At 65.9% G+C, this 17,246-nt stretch carries 17 protein-coding genes; 9 read left to right on the forward strand and 8 right to left on the reverse strand.

The annotated features are described in order from the left end of the window. Positions 1-542 precede the first annotated feature (542 nt). Positions 543-899 (reverse strand): hypothetical protein, encoded by a 357-nt coding sequence (locus tag VGC77_RS12010; RefSeq protein WP_331171797.1) that lies wholly within the window; start codon positions 897-899, stop codon positions 543-545. Between the two features lie 360 nt (positions 900-1,259). Here VGC77_RS12010 and VGC77_RS12015 point away from each other — a divergent pair, with 360 nt between their 5' ends. Together VGC77_RS12015 and VGC77_RS12020 are read left to right on the forward strand one after the other, a co-directional pair. Beyond that, on the forward strand, positions 1,260-1,808 hold the full coding sequence (locus VGC77_RS12015) for a response regulator (protein WP_331171798.1): 549 nt from the start codon (positions 1,260-1,262) through the stop codon (positions 1,806-1,808). Positions 1,809-1,827: 19 nt separating this feature from the next. Continuing rightward, complete coding sequence (locus VGC77_RS12020; RefSeq protein WP_331171799.1) at positions 1,828-2,406, forward strand: Hpt domain-containing protein; 579 nt, start codon at positions 1,828-1,830, stop codon at positions 2,404-2,406. 276 nt (positions 2,407-2,682) lie between these two features. Here VGC77_RS12020 and VGC77_RS12025 read toward each other — a convergent pair whose 3' ends face one another. Together VGC77_RS12025 and VGC77_RS12030 are read right to left on the reverse strand one after the other, a co-directional pair. After that, the gene (locus VGC77_RS12025) at positions 2,683-3,858 is read right to left on the reverse strand and encodes a DUF2336 domain-containing protein (RefSeq protein WP_331171800.1); all 1,176 of its coding nucleotides are present in this window, start codon (positions 3,856-3,858) and stop codon (positions 2,683-2,685) included. A gap of 212 nt (positions 3,859-4,070) precedes the next feature. Beyond that, positions 4,071-5,108, reverse strand: coding sequence for a lytic transglycosylase domain-containing protein (locus VGC77_RS12030; protein WP_331171801.1), 1,038 nt, complete (start codon positions 5,106-5,108; stop codon positions 4,071-4,073). A 225-nt stretch (positions 5,109-5,333) separates the two neighbouring features. On the opposite strand from VGC77_RS12030, the gene VGC77_RS12035 reads away from it, so the two are divergent. Next, complete coding sequence (locus VGC77_RS12035; protein WP_331171802.1) at positions 5,334-6,032, forward strand: hypothetical protein; 699 nt, start codon at positions 5,334-5,336, stop codon at positions 6,030-6,032. Positions 6,033-6,230: 198 nt separating this feature from the next. Here the strand turns inward: VGC77_RS12035 and hisI are convergent, their stop codons facing one another. After that, on the reverse strand, positions 6,231-6,686 hold the full coding sequence (hisI, locus tag VGC77_RS12040) for a phosphoribosyl-AMP cyclohydrolase (RefSeq protein WP_331171803.1): 456 nt from the start codon (positions 6,684-6,686) through the stop codon (positions 6,231-6,233). A 268-nt stretch (positions 6,687-6,954) separates the two neighbouring features. Next, positions 6,955-7,659 carry a GTP cyclohydrolase I FolE gene (folE, locus tag VGC77_RS12045; protein ID WP_331171804.1) on the reverse strand — a complete coding sequence of 235 codons (705 nt, stop codon included), beginning with the start codon at positions 7,657-7,659 and terminating at the stop codon, positions 6,955-6,957. A gap of 237 nt (positions 7,660-7,896) precedes the next feature. Here folE and VGC77_RS12050 point away from each other — a divergent pair, with 237 nt between their 5' ends. Then, positions 7,897-8,352, forward strand: a complete 456-nt coding sequence (locus VGC77_RS12050; RefSeq protein WP_331171805.1) for an iron-sulfur cluster assembly scaffold protein — start codon at positions 7,897-7,899, stop codon at positions 8,350-8,352. Between the two features lie 192 nt (positions 8,353-8,544). Here the strand turns inward: VGC77_RS12050 and VGC77_RS12055 are convergent, their stop codons facing one another. Then, complete coding sequence (locus VGC77_RS12055; protein WP_331171806.1) at positions 8,545-9,477, reverse strand: hypothetical protein; 933 nt, start codon at positions 9,475-9,477, stop codon at positions 8,545-8,547. 288 nt (positions 9,478-9,765) lie between these two features. Between VGC77_RS12055 and yidD the strand changes: the two genes are divergently transcribed. Next, positions 9,766-10,080 (forward strand): membrane protein insertion efficiency factor YidD, encoded by a 315-nt coding sequence (yidD, locus tag VGC77_RS12060; protein WP_331171807.1) that lies wholly within the window; start codon positions 9,766-9,768, stop codon positions 10,078-10,080. 121 nt (positions 10,081-10,201) lie between these two features. Here yidD and VGC77_RS12065 read toward each other — a convergent pair whose 3' ends face one another. Further along, positions 10,202-10,597, reverse strand: a complete 396-nt coding sequence (locus VGC77_RS12065; RefSeq protein ID WP_331171808.1) for a DUF3574 domain-containing protein — start codon at positions 10,595-10,597, stop codon at positions 10,202-10,204. Between the two features lie 25 nt (positions 10,598-10,622). After that, positions 10,623-11,777, reverse strand: a complete 1,155-nt coding sequence (locus VGC77_RS12070; RefSeq protein WP_331171809.1) for an MFS transporter — start codon at positions 11,775-11,777, stop codon at positions 10,623-10,625. 118 nt (positions 11,778-11,895) lie between these two features. Between VGC77_RS12070 and VGC77_RS12075 the strand changes: the two genes are divergently transcribed. The 4 genes from VGC77_RS12075 to VGC77_RS12090 all read left to right on the forward strand — a co-directional run bounded on the left by VGC77_RS12075 (position 11,896) and on the right by VGC77_RS12090 (position 17,205). After that, positions 11,896-14,199: a tetratricopeptide repeat protein gene (locus VGC77_RS12075; protein ID WP_331171810.1), complete on the forward strand. Its 2,304-nt coding sequence runs from the start codon at positions 11,896-11,898 to the stop codon at positions 14,197-14,199. Positions 14,200-14,363: 164 nt separating this feature from the next. Further along, positions 14,364-16,403 (forward strand): threonine--tRNA ligase, encoded by a 2,040-nt coding sequence (gene thrS, locus VGC77_RS12080; protein WP_331171811.1) that lies wholly within the window; start codon positions 14,364-14,366, stop codon positions 16,401-16,403. Continuing rightward, on the forward strand, positions 16,403-16,630 hold the full coding sequence (locus tag VGC77_RS12085; protein ID WP_331171812.1) for a hypothetical protein: 228 nt from the start codon (positions 16,403-16,405) through the stop codon (positions 16,628-16,630). Before thrS ends, VGC77_RS12085 begins: the two co-directional genes overlap by 1 nt. An 8-nt stretch (positions 16,631-16,638) precedes the next feature. Beyond that, the gene (locus VGC77_RS12090; RefSeq protein ID WP_331171813.1) at positions 16,639-17,205 is read left to right on the forward strand and encodes a nitroreductase; all 567 of its coding nucleotides are present in this window, start codon (positions 16,639-16,641) and stop codon (positions 17,203-17,205) included. Positions 17,206-17,246: the final 41 nt, after the last annotated feature.

The raw sequence follows: 17,246 nt of genomic DNA on the forward strand, positions 1-17,246 counted from the left end.
CGCCGCGGGCGGCGGAGAAATTCCTCATCGCGTCAGAGACTTGCGGGAAATGCGCGGCAACGCGGAGACATTTTAGCGGACCGCACGAAGCACTTTCCGGATTCATTGATTTCATTGAATAATTTGCTGGCGAAACGCTGTGGCAAACCTACGGCAGCGGCCGACGGCGCGCGAATCCGTTGCGGCGGCATTGTGTCTATCGCCTTATTTTGGAGCCGGCTCTTCCGAGCGTCGACGCCATGAAAAAGTCATCAAAATGACTTTATTCATAACAATCGCACCAAACTAGAGAACGAATAACTCCATCACTATCCCAATCAACGACCGCGGCGGCGAAGGTTTAGGCAAACGGCCCGTCGATCCTTTTAACATTCTATAGCGCTTAACATGCTACGCGGCGAATGCATCCACATGCGAACGACTTGAGAAGTCTGCTATCCCAGATAGCAGCGTTCTCAATCTCAACATTCCATGGTGAATGACCGCGTCAAATAACTATCAGTCCGAAAACGTCGCCAGCCAAATGATGCCGCTAGGCAGCATCATCTGCAGCTGTAGCCCGAGTATGCAACGCCGCGCTTCGTCCAGTTGTCCGGATTTGCAAACAGTCGCTGTCCTGCTTCAAGAAAGAACGGGCCTTTGAAATTATCGGAATCGAACCAAACGTTATGAGGAGTCCAAACGACAAACGATTTTATTGGATTTGCGGGATCAACGAGGTTCACGAGGCTGGTGACGAGGAAAGGTCCACTGAGGGCTCCAGCATCCTTATTCTCGATAATGCCATTTGTGGGGATATCGCAAACAACGGCGCCTTGAGCCGCTTGCGCCAAGCTCCCGGACGATAAGCTAGTTATCAAAGCTGCAGCGGCAATGAGATTCTTGGAATTATGGATCATCACATCTCTCCGGCTGTGTAATCAGTCAAATTCTCCGGCTGTGTAATTAGTTAAATCTACCTTTCAATTATTCATCGACTTAGTCGGATTGTCCAGTTAGTTTTGGCTGGTTTGAGGGTCAATATCACTCCCTGGCGATACGAAGCATCGTCGGCATGTTGCGCTGCGGGTTTGGGCTCCTCTTTTGCTTGTGGCGTGAAAACTGGATCCGGCGTGGACCAGCGGGAAACCGCCGCCGAGAACATCGCGCCTGGCGTGGCCTCTCGCTCCCCGCCCCCTCCGCAACCCTTCGTTAACGACGTCTGCATAGAGTTAACGCGGAGTATACCGACGCCGTCGGTGCGACGTCAGAGCCGAGCCATGTTCCGGATCGATTTCAACAAGCTGCGCTTTCTCGTCTGCGACGACAATCCGCACATGCGGCGCATCCTGCGCACGCTATTGCATTCGTTCGGCGCCCGCGAGGTCTACGAGGCCGAGGACGGCGCCACCGCGCTGGAAATGTACAGCCATTACGCCCCCGACATCGTCATCACCGACTGGGCGATGCCGATCTTCGACGGCCTCGAACTGACCCAGATGATCCGCCAGCCGGAGGCCAAGGGCAATCCGTTCGCGCCGATCATCATGCTGACCGGGCATTCCGAAAAGCGCCGCGTCACCGTGGCGCGCGACGCCGGCGTCACCGAATTCCTCGCCAAGCCGATCTCCGCCAAGGCGCTGTATCAGCGGGTGCTCAACGTGGTCGCCAATCCGCGCCCCTTCATCAAGACCAAGAGCTATTTCGGCCCCGACCGCCGCCGCAACAGCGCCGCCAACGCCTATATCGGGCCGGAACGCCGCAGCGGCGGCGACGCCGACGTCATTCATCAACCGTCGCTGCTCGATAAGGCCCGCGTCGCGGGATAGAACGAGGTTTTGCTCCGCCATGGCGAAAGCCAGGAAATCACCGCTGCACGTCGAAGCCTTCCTCGACCACCACGTCATCACCCAGCCCAATCCGCTGCGCAGGGTGCTGCATGCGGTCGACGACAAAGACCGCGACGATCCGATCGCGCGCGCCGAACAGGCGCTGGCCGGGCTGTCGGGCGAATTCGAACAGTGGATGGCTGCCGAGTGCGAGCGGCTGCGCGCGGCGCATGAAGCGGTGCTGGCGCAGGGCTTTACCAAGACCACCCGCGACGAACTGTTTCGCGCCGCGCATGATATCAAGGGCGACGCCGCCACCTTCGGCTATCCGGCCGCCAGCGTCGCCGCCGAGAGCCTGTGCCGGATCATCGAGCACGCGCCGAAGCTCGAACAGGTGCCGGCGGATCTGATCGCCAACCATATCAAGGCGATCCTCGCCATCGTGCGCGAACACGCGCAAATCGAAAAGGCCGGCGTCGAACGCGAACTGAGCCGGCGGCTGCGCGCCATCGCCGACGAATATCTCGCCGCGGTCAACCACGACCGCCCCGAACACCTCGAAGCGATCCTCGCGCCCGGCATCGCGCCGGCGGAGTGAGTTTTCTCGGGGTTGTTGCTGAGTCATTGCGAGGCGAGGACGGCGCTCTGCGCCGATCTGCGAGGCACGGCCTTCACCTCTCCCCGCTTGCGGGGAGAGGGTGCATATGCCGCGCCGCTTCAAATCACTTCGACGCCCCATCACGCGCGGGCTTGATACACCAAGCCGCCCATAAAGCGGACCGCTGTGCTGCGTCCGGAGCGCGCGCCCTTTCCACGTAGCTATCCGAATTGTCTGCAGCTATCCGAATGCCTAAAGGCTGCGCCGCGCTAGCGCTCACGCCGCGAGCGCCGCCGATTCGAACCGCGCCACCCAATCTTCCGCCAGCACGTCGTCGCGGAACTGGCTGGCCTCGTCGCGCGCCGATTCGGTGGCGAAGCGCCGCAGCAGGATCAGTAGCGGTGCGGCGGCATCGCTGCCGCTTTCGCAGCGCGTCAGCACCCGCTCGACCATACGCCGGCGCAGCCCCGCGGCACCCTCCGGGCTGTCGGCAAAGCCGGTTTCGCGCACCGCGTCGAGCGCGGCGCGGAACGCCGGGAACGCGGAGTCCGGCAGGCCGGCGCGCAGCAGCAGCGCGTCGAGGCCGGCGCCCGCCCCGTCATGCAGCAACGCCGCGACGCGGCCGTAAGGCAACTCGGTCAATTCCACCAGCGCCTGATAGAACAGTTCGAGATTGCCGGACAACAAGGCGCGCAGGATCAAGCCGGCGGTGAGTTGTCCGGTGGCGCGCAGATGCTGCATCAGCCCGCGCATGTCGTCGTCGCGCGAGCGCGCCGCGATCGCCACGGTGGAGCGATCCAGCGCCTCGGCGACCACGCGTTCGGCGCGATCGGCGCTGAGCCAGCGCCGTGCCACCACGAATTGCGCCAGCGTGTCGGACAGTTTGGCGACCAGCGCCAGCCGCGTCGCCGCCGGCAGATCGTCCAGCACCAGCATCGATTCGCGGATCGCCGCGAGATGGCCGTGGCGCTCGACGATGCGGTCCCAGGAAAACGGCGCCAATTCGGCGTGCGGATTCTCGATCAGTTCCAGCGCCGAGGACGGCGAGCCGACCTCGGCGATCGCGGCGCAGACCGAGGCCGGCAACGCGGCGCGGCGCGCGATCGCGCATTGCATCTGGCAATTGCCGGTGGCGACGATGTCGACCAGATCGGCGTCGATCAGCAGCGGGGAGAATTCCAGCACCGGCAGCGCCACGCTCGGCTGATCGGCGGACAGCGCGCGAATGATCGCCGCCGGCGCATCGGCGCTGCGCGCGAACACTTCCGACATCGCCAGCCGCACCAGCGGCGAACAATCATCGAGCAGCATCAACAGCGCGCCTTCGGCGGCGGCGCGATCGTCATCGGAAAGGTCTGAGACCAGCCAGGCCCGCGCCAATGAACGGGTGGCCTCTGCGCGTTCGCCCGCCGGAGCGGTGCGGATCCAACTGATGAACTGCCGAACGATCATGGGGCTGCCGGCTTACGCAACTTGCAAAGACACCGCGACGCGGCGCCAACGTCAGCAAAAATAAACCATGACGCTTAACAAAGGGTTCACCATAACTGTTTGGGTTTATTGACGTTTCGTTAATGGCCCAGACGCAGACGGAAATACTTGCAATGGCTGCGGCGGGCGCAGCTTCAGCCGGCTTGCGATTGCCAAATAGCAGGCGGGGAAAGTTAACCGCTGAAGGTGCCGGCGCGATCGCTGAACAGATCGAGCGGCTGCGGCGGGCGCACATTCGGGGTCTGCGCCAGCGCCGAGGACACCGAACTATCCGAGCTGCTTGACGCGGTGGATGCGCCCGACGCGGTCGCGGCGCGGTTGCCCCACAATTCCTGCACCGTGGCCGACACCGGCTCGGCGCGATCGCCGGGCTGATACAGTGAGCGAAAGCCCGGCTGATACTGCGCCGTGGTGGTGGGCGAATCCGACGTCGCGCTCGCCGACGTCGCCGAGCGCAGGTCGGGAAAGCTCGACAGATAGGCGCCGCTGTCGGCCGGCGCCGCGGCGCTCGCCACCAGGCTGATCGGCGCCCCGCCGCCCGCCGCCATGGTCGCCAGCGCGGACGGCGAATTGGCGGCCTGATCGTAGCGCGACGCCAGTTCCGAATAGACCTGCGACACGCTGCGGGCGTTGCCGGAGCGATCGTAGAAGATCGAGCGGTTGGCGGCGGCCGCGTTGGGAAACAGCGCGGCGCCCGACGCGCTGGGGTTGTTCTCGGCGTTGCTGATCAGCTTGGCGGCGCCGCCCACCCCCATGAAATGCGCCATGTAGAGTTCGCTGTCGGTCGGCCGCCGGCCGATCTCCCCGGTCAGCTTGAAGCTGTTGGATTGCGTCAGCACCCCGGCCATCGCCGAACTCGCCACCGGATCGTCGCGCAGCTTGAGGATCGCGGCCTTCGCCGCCGGGTCGCTCACCGAATAGCTGCCGGAGGCGGATTTCGAGATCGCGTCGGCATATTGGCCGTAGCCGAACTGGCTGCCGGCTTCCTTGACGGTGCCGAGCCAGGTCTGCTCGATGAACTGATACAGTCCCTTCGCCGACGAGGTCGACGCCGCAGCGGTCGGGTCGAAGTTGGACTCCATCTTCGCGGTGGTCACGAGGTAACTGAAATTGGTCCCGGTCGAGCCGGCCGCCTGCTTGATGGCGCCGGCAATCTGCGCGCGCGACGCCGCGGCGGATGTTGCTGAGCTGGTGGAAGCGTCGACCGTCATCGCTGGCCCCCCGCGGCCTTCGACCGGCGGCGGTTAGTTCGGGCGCCATTGAGCGCTCCTGCGAAGTTACCTTCAGACACTATGGTTAATGCAGGATTAACGACCCGGGCGAGCGGATGGCGCGACCGCGCGCCCGGTTGCTTCGACACCATCAGTTAACCCAAACATGTTTCCAATCATGTCTGAATCGCACGCGCCGAAACAATCGCCGCGCGGGAGGTCGACATGAACGCGATCGCCACCAGCAGCAATTCCTATTCCGCGGCGAGCTTGTTGCAGAGCGGGTTCAAGCCGGACGCAGCCGCAACCGCCGTCAAGGCCGACGCCGCGCCAGGCGCGACCGCCCCGGCTGATACTGTCGAACTCTCCGACCACGCCAAGGCGATGCTGGCCAAGGCGCAGGCCGATGCGCAGGCCGTCGCCGACCTGAAAATGAGCTTCGACGAGCGGCTGCAGAAGCGCAGCGACGCGCTGGCGGACAAGCTGACCAAAGCGTTCAGCGACTTCCACGTCAATTTCGACGATTCGGTGCGGTTGCAGGTCGACAAATTCGGCAACGTCACCACCGAAGGGCCGTGGAAAAAGAAGATCGAAAAATATTTCGCCGACAATCCCGAGGTCGCCAAGGAATTGAAGGCGGTGGCCGGGCTCAACGCGCTGAAGGCCGCCTCCACCGCGCTCGACCTCTACAACAAGGAAAAGGGCGAGACCGCCGGCAGCAAGCAGCAGCAAGCTGCCTGGTCGAAGTACAATGTCCGCTCGATCAACATCCAGACCTTGAGCGGGGTGATGAGTCTCACCGACGGCAAGCTGCGCAGCGCCGCGGTCGACTATATCGACGCCATCGCCGATCCGACCGGCGCCGAGGCCAGCGGCGCCGATGCCGCGGAGAAGCAGCGCGACGTCGCCCACCGGCTGGCGTAAGGCACGGCCAACCGAAGCAATCAAGGACGGGGCGCTAACCCCGTCATTGCGAGGAGCTCTTGCGACGAAGCAATCCAGGGCTCGACGCGAGGCCCCTGGATTGCTTCGCGTCTCGGTCGGCGCTACGCGCCGTCCTCGGCTCGCAATGACGAAACACCACCGATGATGCTTGCCTGTCTTCCGTCAGGCTGTTTCCGCTCAACGATAGACCTTGGCCGGATCGAACAATCGCTCGGCATCGACCGCCGACAACAGCGGTTCGCCTTTGGCGTCGCGGTCGACGCGGCGATAGAAGCAGGATTTGCGCCCGGTGTGGCAGGCCGCGCCGCCGCCCTGCTCGACCTTGATCCACACCGCGTCCTGGTCGCAGTCGACCCGCATCTCCAGCACCCGCTGCACATGGCCGGAGCTTTCGCCCTTGCGCCACAGCCGGCCGCGCGAGCGGCTGAAGTACCAGGCCTCGCCGGTCTCGATAGTCTTCTGCAGCGCCTCCTGGTTCATGAAGGCGACCATCAGCACCTCGCCGCCGAGAGCATCGGTGGTGACGCAGGTGACGAGCCCGGCGGCGTCGAATTTCGGGCTGAGCACGACGCCTTCCTCGACGTCGTCCGGCGCGGCGGCAGCGGTGGCGGCAGGCGTGGTTGTTGCAGACATCGGCAGACCTCTTGGAAAAAACGCCCATCCACATTCGGCGTCATACAACACAGCGTCATCCTGAGGAGCCAGGCTGAGCGCAGCGAAGCCGGGCGTCGCGAAGGATCGGCCGCGGGCACTGGGTGCAGCCGCACACCGTCCGACCGCTGTCCTTGCGGCGTCATCCTTCGAGGCTCCCCCGCAGCGCTGACGCGCTGCCGGAAAGCACCTCAGGATGACGGCTCCCGCAACCTCAGCTCGCGACTAAAGCGGCAGGCGATGCAACGGCTTAGCGCTGCCCCCGGATCATCGACATGAAGCGGGCCTGCTCCGCCGGATTGTCGCGGAACATGCCGGTGAAGCGGCTGGTGAAGGTCACCGCGCCCTGCTTGCCGATGCCGCGCACCGACATGCAGGTATGCTCGGCCTCGATCATCACCGCGACGCCGCGCGGCTTCAGCACCTCGTCGACCGCAGCGGCAATCTGCGCGGTGAGATGCTCCTGGGTCTGCAGCCGGTGCGCGAAAATATCCACCAGCCGCGCCAGTTTCGACAGCCCGACCACCCGCTCCACCGGGGTATAGGCGATATGCGCCTTGCCGTAGAACGGCATCACGTGATGCTCGCAATGCGAGGTGAAGCTCATGTCGCGGATCAGCACGAAATCGTCATAGCCCGCGGTCTCGCCGAAGGTGCGGTTCAGCACCTCGGCCGGGCACTGGTGATAGCCCTGGAACAATTCGTCATAGGCTTCCACCACGCGGCGCGGCGTATCCAGCAGCCCCTCGCGCGAAATGTCTTCGCCGATATAGGCCAGCAGCGTCTGCACCGCCTGCTCGGCCTCGCCGCGCGACGGTCGCGGCTGGTCCGGCTTGACGGCGGCGGCGAGAAATTCCGCGGGATCGAGTTCGGCCGGGCGAGCACCCGCAACCTTGGCGTCGGCCGGTTTGCCGTCGGGCTTGCCGGCGCGCAGCGGCTTGATCAATGCGTCCATCTTTTCTCCGTTCGACCGGCCGTTTCAGACCGGAGTGTCACCGGGCAGACGGGGCGGCATTTGCCGCCGGGCGCCTGAGGCCCTCACATCGCAAGTGTAAACACTGGAACCGGCGATGTGAATTGCAAATTCCGCGCGCTTAAGCAGAGCGGCCGGACTGTATTTCCGCGGCCCTGGTCCTATATAAGTAGGCCAGTCGAGCCCGCCAAGGCGCTCCCGATCCGAACCGCAGAGCCGATGCTGAACGACATCTATAACAAGCGCATCATCGAACTGGCCGGCAATATCCCGCGGCTGGGACACTTGGCCGCGCCAGACGCCAGCGCCACCGCGCATTCCAAATTGTGCGGCTCCACCGTCAAGGTCGAGCTGAAGATGGACGGCCCGGTGGTCATCGATTTCGCCCATGACGTGAAGGCCTGCGCGCTCGGCCAGGCCTCCTCCTCGATCATGGCGCAGCACGTGGTCGGCTCCACCGCCGGCGAATTGCGCGCGCTGCGCGAGACGGTGCGCAAAATGCTGAAAGAAAACGGCGCGCCGCCGCAGGGCAAATGGGCCGACATCGCGCTCTTGGAGCCGGTGCGCGACTACAAGGCGCGCCACGCCTCGACGCTGTTGACCTTCGACGCCGTGGTCGACGCGATCGGCCAGATCGAGGCCAAGCTCGGGCAATTCGCCCCGGCGGAAGGCTAGATTCTCCGCGGTTCGTCGGTTCAACCGCAGCCGTCATTCCGGGGGCGAGCAGCTGCGCGCGAGCCCGGAATCTGGCAACCTTGGCGGCGGTAGACCTCACTTCTCGCAGCAAGATTCCGGGTTCGCTTGGGCTTGCGCCCTCGCGCCCCGGAATGACGCGCTGATCAGGTGAGAAGAGCGCTCGGGATCGACCTAGCGCTGCGGCTGCGCGGCGCCGCCCTGGCCGCCGGTCGGCAGGCTGACCTCGGCGGTCTTGGTCGGCTTCGCCACCGGCAGCGCGATGTCGGACGCCACCGGCGCCTCGTTGGCGACGCGATCCTGTACCGCCTTGGCTTTCAGCCCGGCGACCGCGACCGCCGCCGGCGCCTGATCGAGCGGCGGCAACAGCTCGGCGATCGCCTCGGTGGTCAGCAGATTGGTGAGCTGCAATTCGGAGCGCGACAATTCGTGCAGATTCTCCCACGGCGGCACGTTCAGCGACAGCGACAACAGATCGCCGGTGCCGCCCATGTCGAAGGTGAATTTCGCCAGCCGGCCGATGTCGCGCTCAACGATCATCATGTCCTGCGCGGTGTAGCTGGCGGCGCGCGCGTCGTCGGCGCGGTCACCCATCCAGATCTGGTGAACCCGCACATGAGCGCCTTCAGGCACGTAGCGAACGTTGCCTGATAACAGTAGGAAAACGCACATCGATTCACAATAGGCCTGCGGCGCGATGGTGGTCTGCATGCCGCTTGCGGTGGCGACCTCGATGGTGCTGCCGACGGTGGTGCGCATTCCCAGCTTGCGCCAGCGCCGGCCCATGGTGATGGCGTCGTTGACCGAGCCGCCGCTGGAGTCCAGCACGACGGTGGAGCCGGCCAGCTGCCGGCCGCGGGCGAATTCGTCAAAATCCTTCGGGGTGTCGGCGGTGACAATTCCGACCGCCGAGATCCAGCCGCGGCAATTCGGCTCGCAGGCCACCCAGTTGAACCGCATCGGCAGTTTGCGCTCTTCAAGCTGCCCGCCGGCGCCGGCCTGCGCCGAGGTGCCGCCGACATTGGCGACGTTTGTCGCCACGATGGTCGCCGCCGCGGTGAACACCACCGCCAGACCGACGAATTGCAGCCACCTCGCGCGTCCCATGTGGTTCCTTGCCTCGCCCGATGAGCAACGGTAACGATCCCAGAGCACTGACAAAATTCTGTCATGACACCGATATGCAAATGGTTAACTTTGTGAGCCATCCTGTCCAGCGCACTTTTGGTTGTAAGGCCTCCGTATCATTACGATATTTGCCGCGCTGTGACGTATTTACCAGTTCCGCGCGACAAAACTGGGCAGCTCGCAGCACAGTGTTTTGACAAACCGCCCAGTGGATATGCAGCTGCCTTGGAATGGTCTGCGGACCCCTGCCCTGACCCCGATGCCGCGATGCCGATGACCGCGAGGACCCTGCTGCAAAACCTGCCGCGCCGAATCGGCCGCGGCGCGATCTGGCTGTATCGCCACTCGCTGTCGGCGCTGGTCGGCTATCACTGCCGGCATCTGCCGAGCTGCTCGGCCTATGGCGACGAGGCGATCGACCGCTTCGGGCTGTGGGCCGGCGGCTGGATGACGCTGGCGCGGCTGTTGCGCTGCCAGCCCTGGGGCACCCACGGCATCGACAACGTGCCGCTCGCGGCGCCCGCCGGGGCGCGCTGGTATCTGCCGTGGCGCTACGCGCGCTGGCGCGGCGTCAACGGCTGAGCGAACCGCCGGCCTTAGAGCTCCGGTTCCGATAGAATCAGAACCGGAGCTTGAGATTGTTATTTTGACGCGTTTTCTTCACGCGAACCGGGATCCACTTCGCTCGAAAACGCTATAAAAGTCAGAAGCTGACGCAGGCGCTCTGCAGCGCGATCAGCACCGACTGCTGCTGGAACCTGTGCTTATAGGCTTCGGCGATCGCGGTCAGCGCCGCGCGCTTGGTGGGATCGTCGGCGAACAGGATCAGCAGGACTTTTGCCGGCTCGCGCAGCAGCACGCCGCTCGCCGGGTTGCGCCATTGCCCCTTGCTGTCGATCACCGTCAGCCCGTCGGGAAACCGCGGCGTGACCTCCTCGGCAAGAAAGCGCGCGAAAGCGGCTTCGCTGACCAGCGCGCGATCGCGCAGCGTGCGGCCGAACAGCAGTTCGGCGCGCAGCATCGGCTCTGCCGGCTGTGCGCAGGTCCGCGGCCACGAGGCGCAGCCGCCGAGCCCGACGAGCAGCAGGGTCGCGACCACGATCAAGCCGGCCGGCAAGCGCCGCTTAACTCTTCGGCGCGGCGATCCGGCCGGTGATAAGCGCGCTGCAAAGACTGAGCGCGATGAAGCCCACCGAGACATAGCCCGCCTCTTGCAACAAGGAGCCGGCGAACAGCGTGCCGCCGATCGCGGAGCCGACCGCCTGACCGATATAGATCACCGAGGTGTTGAGCGATATGGTGGCCGGCGCCAACAGCGGCGCGGCGCCGACCAGCCGCACCTGCTGCATCGAATTGGTCGAGGTGAAGCCCATCCCCCAGATCCCGACGCCGGTCGCCATCAGCATGAAACTGCCGGCGCCGAACGCCCAGACGCTGGCGCCGGTCAACAGCACCGCGATCGCCAGCAGCGAGGTCCGGTAGGCGCCCCACAGATCGACGATGCGGCTGGCGATCACGTTGCCGACGAAGCCGCCGATGCCATAAAGCGCGAACACCAGGCTGATGGCGTCCGCGCCGGCGGCGGTGAGCCGCGCCAGCAGCGGGCCGAAATAGGTGAACACCACGAACTGCCCACAGGTCTGCAAGGTGGTGACCAGCAGCAGCAGCAGGATCAGCCGGCTGCGGCCGACATCGGCCCAGGTCTTCAGGTTGACCGGCGCGCCGATCAATCCGCCCGGCAGCCGCCAGACCAGCAGCACGCAGCTCAGCGTGCCGATCAGCCCGACGCCGGCATAGGCGGCGCGCCAGCCGTAGCGGCTGGCGATGAAGGTCACCAGCGGCAGCCCGCAGGCCACCGCCAAGGACCAGCCGAGAAACACGTAAGTCATGGTGCCGCCGCGCTTCTCGGGCTCTGCGATCAGCCCGGCGGCGCCGGCGGCCTGCGGCGTGTAGAGCGCGCCGACCGCGAGCATCGAGAGCCGGATCGCCAGCAGCACCGCGTAGCTCGGCACCAGCGCCGAGGCGAGATTGCCCAGCGCCAGCACCGCCAGCGTGCCGCCGAGCAGGCTGCGCCGCGGCAAGCGGCTGGTCAGCCAGGCCATCAGCGGCGAGCCGAGGCACAGCACCACCGCGCCGAAGGTGATCAGCAGCCCGGCCTCGCGGATCGAGACGCCGAGCGCGGCGGAGAGCTCCGGCAGCATGCCGGCCGGCGCCAGCACCGAGGTCCCGGTGACGAAATTACCCAGCATCAGGGCGGTGGGGGCGAGTGAGCGCGACATCGCTCGTGGCTAACACGGAAATCATGCAATTGCATCTACTTTTCGCGGCGCGGCGTTTGCTGCCGGAATTCGCCGCCCCGCCCGTTCAACTCTCGACCCACAACACCAAGGACGAGACATGAGCAGCACAGCGGCCGATGCGGCATTGGCGCAGGCCATCGACCACTACGGCGCCGGCCACACCCGCCAGGCCGGCCAATTGTGCGCCGAAATCCTTGGCGCCGATCCCGACCATGTCGACGCGCTGCACCTCTCCGCGGTGATCGCCTTCGCCAGCGACCGCCCGGCGGAGGGCGCCGCGCTGCTGCACCGGGTGTTCGACCTCGATCCCGGCAACGCCCACGCCTTCGCCACGCTCGGCGACGCGCTGGCCCAGAAGGGCGAAGCCGAGGGCGCGGTGGCGGCGTTGCAGCGCGGCACCCGGCTGCGGCCGAACCACGCCGGATTGCAGTTGAAGCTCGCCGCCGCGCTGCACGATCTGCAACGGCTGAATGAGGCGGAGGCGGCCTGCCGCCGCGCCGTAACGCTCGATCCGGCGCTGGTTGCGGCGCGCTTCCGGCTGGCGCGGATTCTGACCGCGCAGGGCAAAATGGGCGAAGCCGCCGACGTCTATCGCGAGTTGATCGCGCGCGATCCGAATTCGCACGAGGCGCTGCTCAATCTCGGCAACATCCTGCAGGATCAGGGCAAGCGCGACGAAGCCTGCGAACTCTATCGCCGCGCGGTGGCGGCGCATCCGCAGTTCGCCGAAGGGCATCGCAATCTGGCGCTGGCGCTGGCGCAGGGTGAGCAACCGGACGCAGCGTTGGCGGCCTGCCGCCGCGCCATCGCGCTACAGCCGAAAGCCGTCGAATCGCATCTGGCGCTGGCCGAGATCCTGGAGGGGCTGGGGCAGACCGAGCCGGCGCTGGCCAGCTATCGCCACGCGCTGACGCTGCAATCCAACGACGCCGACAAGCTGACCCGGATCGGGGTGGCGCTGCACCGCCTCGATCAATTCGCCGAGGCGATCGACTGCGCCAGCGCCGCGCTGCACCGCGCGCCCGCGCATTTCGATGCGCTGAAACTGCTTGGGCTGGCGCATTTCAGCAGCGACCGCTTCGCCGCGGCGCTGGAGGCCTACCGGCGGATGGCGGCGCTCGACCCCGACAATCCGGCGATCCTCAACGACATCGGCGCCTGCCTGTTCAAGCTGAAACGCTACGACGAGGCGACCGCCGCCTGCGAGGCCGCGATCGCCGTCAACCCCGATCACGCCCCGGCGCTGACCAATCTCGGCATCATCCATGAGGCGCAGGGCGCGTTCGACGCCTCCGCCGCGATGCTTCAGCGCGCCATCGCCGCGGACCCGTTATTTGCCAAGGCCCATGTCAACCTCGCCGTCACCTATAATGGGCTGGGCCTGATCGATCAGGCGCTGGCCTCAGCGCAACGCGCCATCGCGCTCACCCCTGAGGAGCCGCAGGCCCGGCTCAATCATGCGCATTTCCTGTTGCTGAATGGCGACCTCGGCCATGGCTTTCACGAATACGAATGGCGGCGGCGCTGCAAAGAGGTCGCCGCCAACCAGCAGCGCTTCAGCGTGCCGGAATGGCGCGGCGAAGTTTTGGCCGGCCGCACCCTGCTGTTGCATTCCGCCGACGGGCTCGGCGACGCGCTGCATATGGCGCGCTACGTGCCGATCATCATGGCGATGGGCGCCACCGTGCTGCTGCAGGTGCAGCCGGCGCTGGTGCGGCTGTTGCGCCACAGCCTCGGCGTCACCGTGCTGGCGCGCGGCGAGAAGCTGCCGGCGTTCGACCTGCATCTGCCGCTGCTGAGCCTGCCGCATGCGCTCGGCACCACCCTGCAGACCATCCCGGCCGCGGTGCCCTATCTGTCGGCCGAACCGGGCAAGCTCGCGTCCTGGCAGCGGGCGTTGGCGGCCGAGGACACCGCGCTGAAGGTCGGCGTGGTGTGGGCCGGCAACCCGAAACATTCCGCCGATGCGCAGCGCTCGCTGTCGGCCGAGGCGGTGCTGCCGCGGCTGTTGCTGCCCGGCGTGCAGCTCTACAGCCTGCAGAAGGAGCCGCCGGCGGCCGATCGGCCGGTGCTGGCACGGCTCGGCGAGGCCATCACCGATCTCGGCCCGGCGCTGGCCGACCTGTCGGACACCGCGGCGGCGATCGCCGCGCTCGACCTGGTGATCGCGGTCGATACCGCGGTGGCGCATCTTGCCGCGGCACTCGGCCGCCCGGTCTGGGTGATGCTGCCCTATGCGCAGGACTGGCGCTGGATGCGCGAGCGCGAGGACAGCCCGTGGTATCCCACCATGCGGCTGTTCCGGCAGCGCCGGCCGCGCGACTGGGACAGCGTGCTGCCGCGGCTGCCGCGCGAACTGGCGCGCGTGACCGCCGGCGAACGCGCGCTTCTCTTGCCGTAGTTCCGGCCGCAGCGCGCGCCCGATCGATCGCAGGCGTCGTGGTCGAAAACCGGCGCCCCGCCGCGACGGCGTCTTTCCGCCGTTGCAACGCCCGATTCCGCTGCTATACCGCTCAAATCAGCTTACCTGCGCTCGTTCGCAGGAGTGAGCCATAGGAGAGCATGATGCCCGACAAGTCCTCGCCCGCCCAGGGATTCCAATACAGCCTGTCCAATCTGAAGCCGGCCTCGGCGACCCACGCCGTCGTCACCTTCCCGGACGGCAAGAGCCGCGAATACCCGCGCGGCACCACCGGCCTCGAGATCGCCAAGAGCATCGCCCCGTCGCTGGCCAAGCGCAGCGTGGCGATGGCGCTCGACGGCGTCCTGACCGATCTCGCCGATCCGGTCGACCGCGACGCCAAGATCGATTTCATCGCCCGCGACGACGCCCGCGCGCTGGAATTGATCCGCCACGACTGCGCCCATGTGCTCGCCGAAGCGGTGCAGACGCTGTGGCCCGGCACCCAGGTGACGATCGGCCCGACCATCGAGAACGGCTTCTACTACGACTTCTTCCGCAACGAGCCGTTCACGCCGGAGGATTTCGCCGCGATCGAAAAAAAGATGCGCGAGATCATCGGCCGCGACAAACCGTTCACTAAGGACGTCTGGGACCGCGAGAAGACCAAGCAGGTGTTCCGCGACAAGGGCGAGATGTTCAAGGTCGAGCTGGTCGACGCGATTCCCGGCACCGAGCCGATCAAGATCTATTACCAGGGCGACTGGTTCGACCTGTGCCGCGGCCCGCATATGGTCTCGACCGGCAAAATCGGCACCGCCTTCAAGCTGATGAAGGTAGCCGGCGCCTATTGGCGCGGTGATTCCAACAACCCGATGCTGACCCGGATCTACGGCACCGCGTTTGCCAAGCAGGAAGAGCTCGACGCTTATCTCAAGCAGATCGAGGAAGCCGAAAAGCGCGACCACCGCAAGCTCGGCCGCGAACTCGACCTGTTCCATTTCCAGGAGGAAGGCCCCGGCGTGGTGTTCTGGCACGCCAAGGGCTGGACCATCTTCCAGGCCCTGATCGCCTATATGCGCCGCCGGCTCGCCGGCGACTATGACGAGGTCAACGCCCCGCAGATCCTCGACAAGGTGCTGTGGGAGACCTCCGGGCATTGGGACTGGTATCGCGAAAACATGTTCGCGGCGCAGTCGGCCGGCGACGAGGCCGAGGACAAGCGCTGGTTCGCGCTGAAGCCGATGAACTGCCCCGGCCACATCCAGATCTACAAGCACGGGCTGAAGAGCTATCGCGACCTGCCGCTGCGGCTCGCCGAATTCGGCGTGGTGCATCGCTACGAGCCGTCCGGCGCGATGCACGGCCTGATGCGGGTGCGCGGCTTCACCCAGGATGACGCCCATGTGTTCTGCACCGAGGCGCAACTCGCCGCCGAATGCCTGAAGATCAACGAACTGATCCTGTCGACCTATTCGGATTTCGGCTTCGGCGACATCGTGGTGAAGCTCTCGACCCGGCCGGAGAAGCGCGTCGGCACCGACGAGAGCTGGGATCACGCCGAACGGGTGATGGCCACCGTGCTGGCTGAGATCGAAGCGGCCTCCGGCGGCCGCATCAAGACGGCGATCAATCCCGGCGAAGGCGCGTTCTACGGCCCGAAATTCGAATACGTGCTGCGCGACGCGATCGGCCGCGACTGGCAATGCGGCACCACCCAGGTCGACTTCAACCTGCCGGAGCGGTTCGGCGCGTTCTACATCGACGCCGACGGCACCAAGAAGACGCCGATCATGGTGCACCGCGCGATCTGCGGCTCGATGGAGCGTTTCACCGGCATCCTGATCGAGCACTTCGCCGGCCACTTCCCGCTGTGGCTGTCGCCGGTGCAGGTGATGGTCACCACCATCACCTCGGAAGGCGACGACTACGCCCGCGTGGTTGCGGCGGCGGCGCGGAAGGCCGGCTTACGCGTCGAGCTCGATTTGCGCAACGAGAAGATCAACTACAAGGTGCGCGAGCATTCGCTGGCCAAGATCCCGGCGCTCTTGGTAGTCGGCAAGAAGGAAGCCGAGAGCCATCAGGTTTCGGTGCGCAGGCTCGGCAGCGAGGGCCAGACCGTGCTGCCGACGAATGAGGCGATCGCCGCCTTGGTCGAAGAAGCGGTGCCGCCGGACGTCAAGCGCGCGCAGGCGGAGGGGTAATGGCAGAGCCCGTCATCACCGAGGAACAGGAGCTGCCGGCATACCCGATCCGGGCCTATCAATTGATCCCGGATCCCAACCAGCCGAACGTGGTGGCGCTGGCGATCGAGACCAGCCAGGGCCACAGCCTGTTCCTGGCGACCCGGCCGATCCTGGAAGACCTCGGCCGCGATCTGTTGGACCGCGCTGCCAAGATGCCGGCGAAAACGAAGCCTGAAGCAAAGTGAGCCTGCCCATGTCCGACGTCGTCGAATTCCTCAAGACCCGCCGCTCGATCAAGCCGCGCGAGATGACCGAGCCCGCGCCCTCGCCGGCCGAGCTCGACACCATCCTGACCATCGCCGCGCGGGTGCCGGATCACGGCAAGCTGGCGCCGTGGCGCTTCATCGTGTTCGAGGGCGACGCCCGCGTCCGCGCCGGCGCGCTGATCGCCAAGGCGTTCGCCGACAAGCATCCGGCAGCCTCGCCGGACGACGTCGCCGCGCAGCAGAACTACCTGACGGAAGCGCCGCTGGTGATCGCGCTGGTCAGTTCGCCGAAACAGCACCCCAAGGTGCCGGAATGGGAGCAGCAATTGTCGGCCGGCGCCAGCGCGCTCAATCTGGTGTCGGCGGCGACCGCGCTCGGCTACGGCGCCAACTGGCTGACCGGCTGGGCGGCCTATGACCGCGAGGTGATGACCGCGCTCGGCCTGGCGCCCGAGGAAAAGCTCGCCGGCTTCATCCATATCGGCAGCAGGCCGTCACGCGCCGTCGACGACCGCCCCCGCCCCGCGCTCAGCGAAATCGTGACGCGGTTCTAGTATAGTCGTTTTCGCTCAGGGTCGACGCAACTAACTCGAAC

This window comes from Rhodopseudomonas sp. (assembly GCF_036404135.1).
GTDB lineage: Bacteria > Pseudomonadota > Alphaproteobacteria > Rhizobiales > Xanthobacteraceae > Rhodopseudomonas_A.

Excerpts from the sequence above, each read along its gene's own strand:
- VGC77_RS12050 (WP_331171805.1), top strand. The coding sequence starts at position 7,897 with ATGCTGAACGACATCTATAACAAGCGCATCATCGAACTGGCCGGCAAT.
- VGC77_RS12020 (WP_331171799.1), top strand. The coding sequence starts at position 1,828 with ATGGCGAAAGCCAGGAAATCACCGCTGCACGTCGAAGCCTTCCTCGAC.
- VGC77_RS12075 (WP_331171810.1), top strand. The coding sequence starts at position 11,896 with ATGAGCAGCACAGCGGCCGATGCGGCATTGGCGCAGGCCATCGACCAC.
- VGC77_RS12025 (WP_331171800.1), bottom strand. The coding sequence starts at position 3,858 with ATGATCGTTCGGCAGTTCATCAGTTGGATCCGCACCGCTCCGGCGGGC.
- VGC77_RS12035 (WP_331171802.1), top strand. The coding sequence starts at position 5,334 with ATGAACGCGATCGCCACCAGCAGCAATTCCTATTCCGCGGCGAGCTTG.
- VGC77_RS12055 (WP_331171806.1), bottom strand. The coding sequence starts at position 9,477 with ATGGGACGCGCGAGGTGGCTGCAATTCGTCGGTCTGGCGGTGGTGTTC.
- hisI (WP_331171803.1), bottom strand. The coding sequence starts at position 6,686 with ATGTCTGCAACAACCACGCCTGCCGCCACCGCTGCCGCCGCGCCGGAC.
- thrS (WP_331171811.1), top strand. The coding sequence starts at position 14,364 with ATGCCCGACAAGTCCTCGCCCGCCCAGGGATTCCAATACAGCCTGTCC.
- yidD (WP_331171807.1), top strand. The coding sequence starts at position 9,766 with ATGCCGATGACCGCGAGGACCCTGCTGCAAAACCTGCCGCGCCGAATC.
- VGC77_RS12030 (WP_331171801.1), bottom strand. The coding sequence starts at position 5,108 with ATGACGGTCGACGCTTCCACCAGCTCAGCAACATCCGCCGCGGCGTCG.
- VGC77_RS12015 (WP_331171798.1), top strand. The coding sequence starts at position 1,260 with ATGTTCCGGATCGATTTCAACAAGCTGCGCTTTCTCGTCTGCGACGAC.
- folE (WP_331171804.1), bottom strand. The coding sequence starts at position 7,659 with ATGGACGCATTGATCAAGCCGCTGCGCGCCGGCAAGCCCGACGGCAAA.
- VGC77_RS12085 (WP_331171812.1), top strand. The coding sequence starts at position 16,403 with ATGGCAGAGCCCGTCATCACCGAGGAACAGGAGCTGCCGGCATACCCG.
- VGC77_RS12010 (WP_331171797.1), bottom strand. The coding sequence starts at position 899 with ATGATCCATAATTCCAAGAATCTCATTGCCGCTGCAGCTTTGATAACT.
- VGC77_RS12090 (WP_331171813.1), top strand. The coding sequence starts at position 16,639 with ATGTCCGACGTCGTCGAATTCCTCAAGACCCGCCGCTCGATCAAGCCG.
- VGC77_RS12070 (WP_331171809.1), bottom strand. The coding sequence starts at position 11,777 with ATGTCGCGCTCACTCGCCCCCACCGCCCTGATGCTGGGTAATTTCGTC.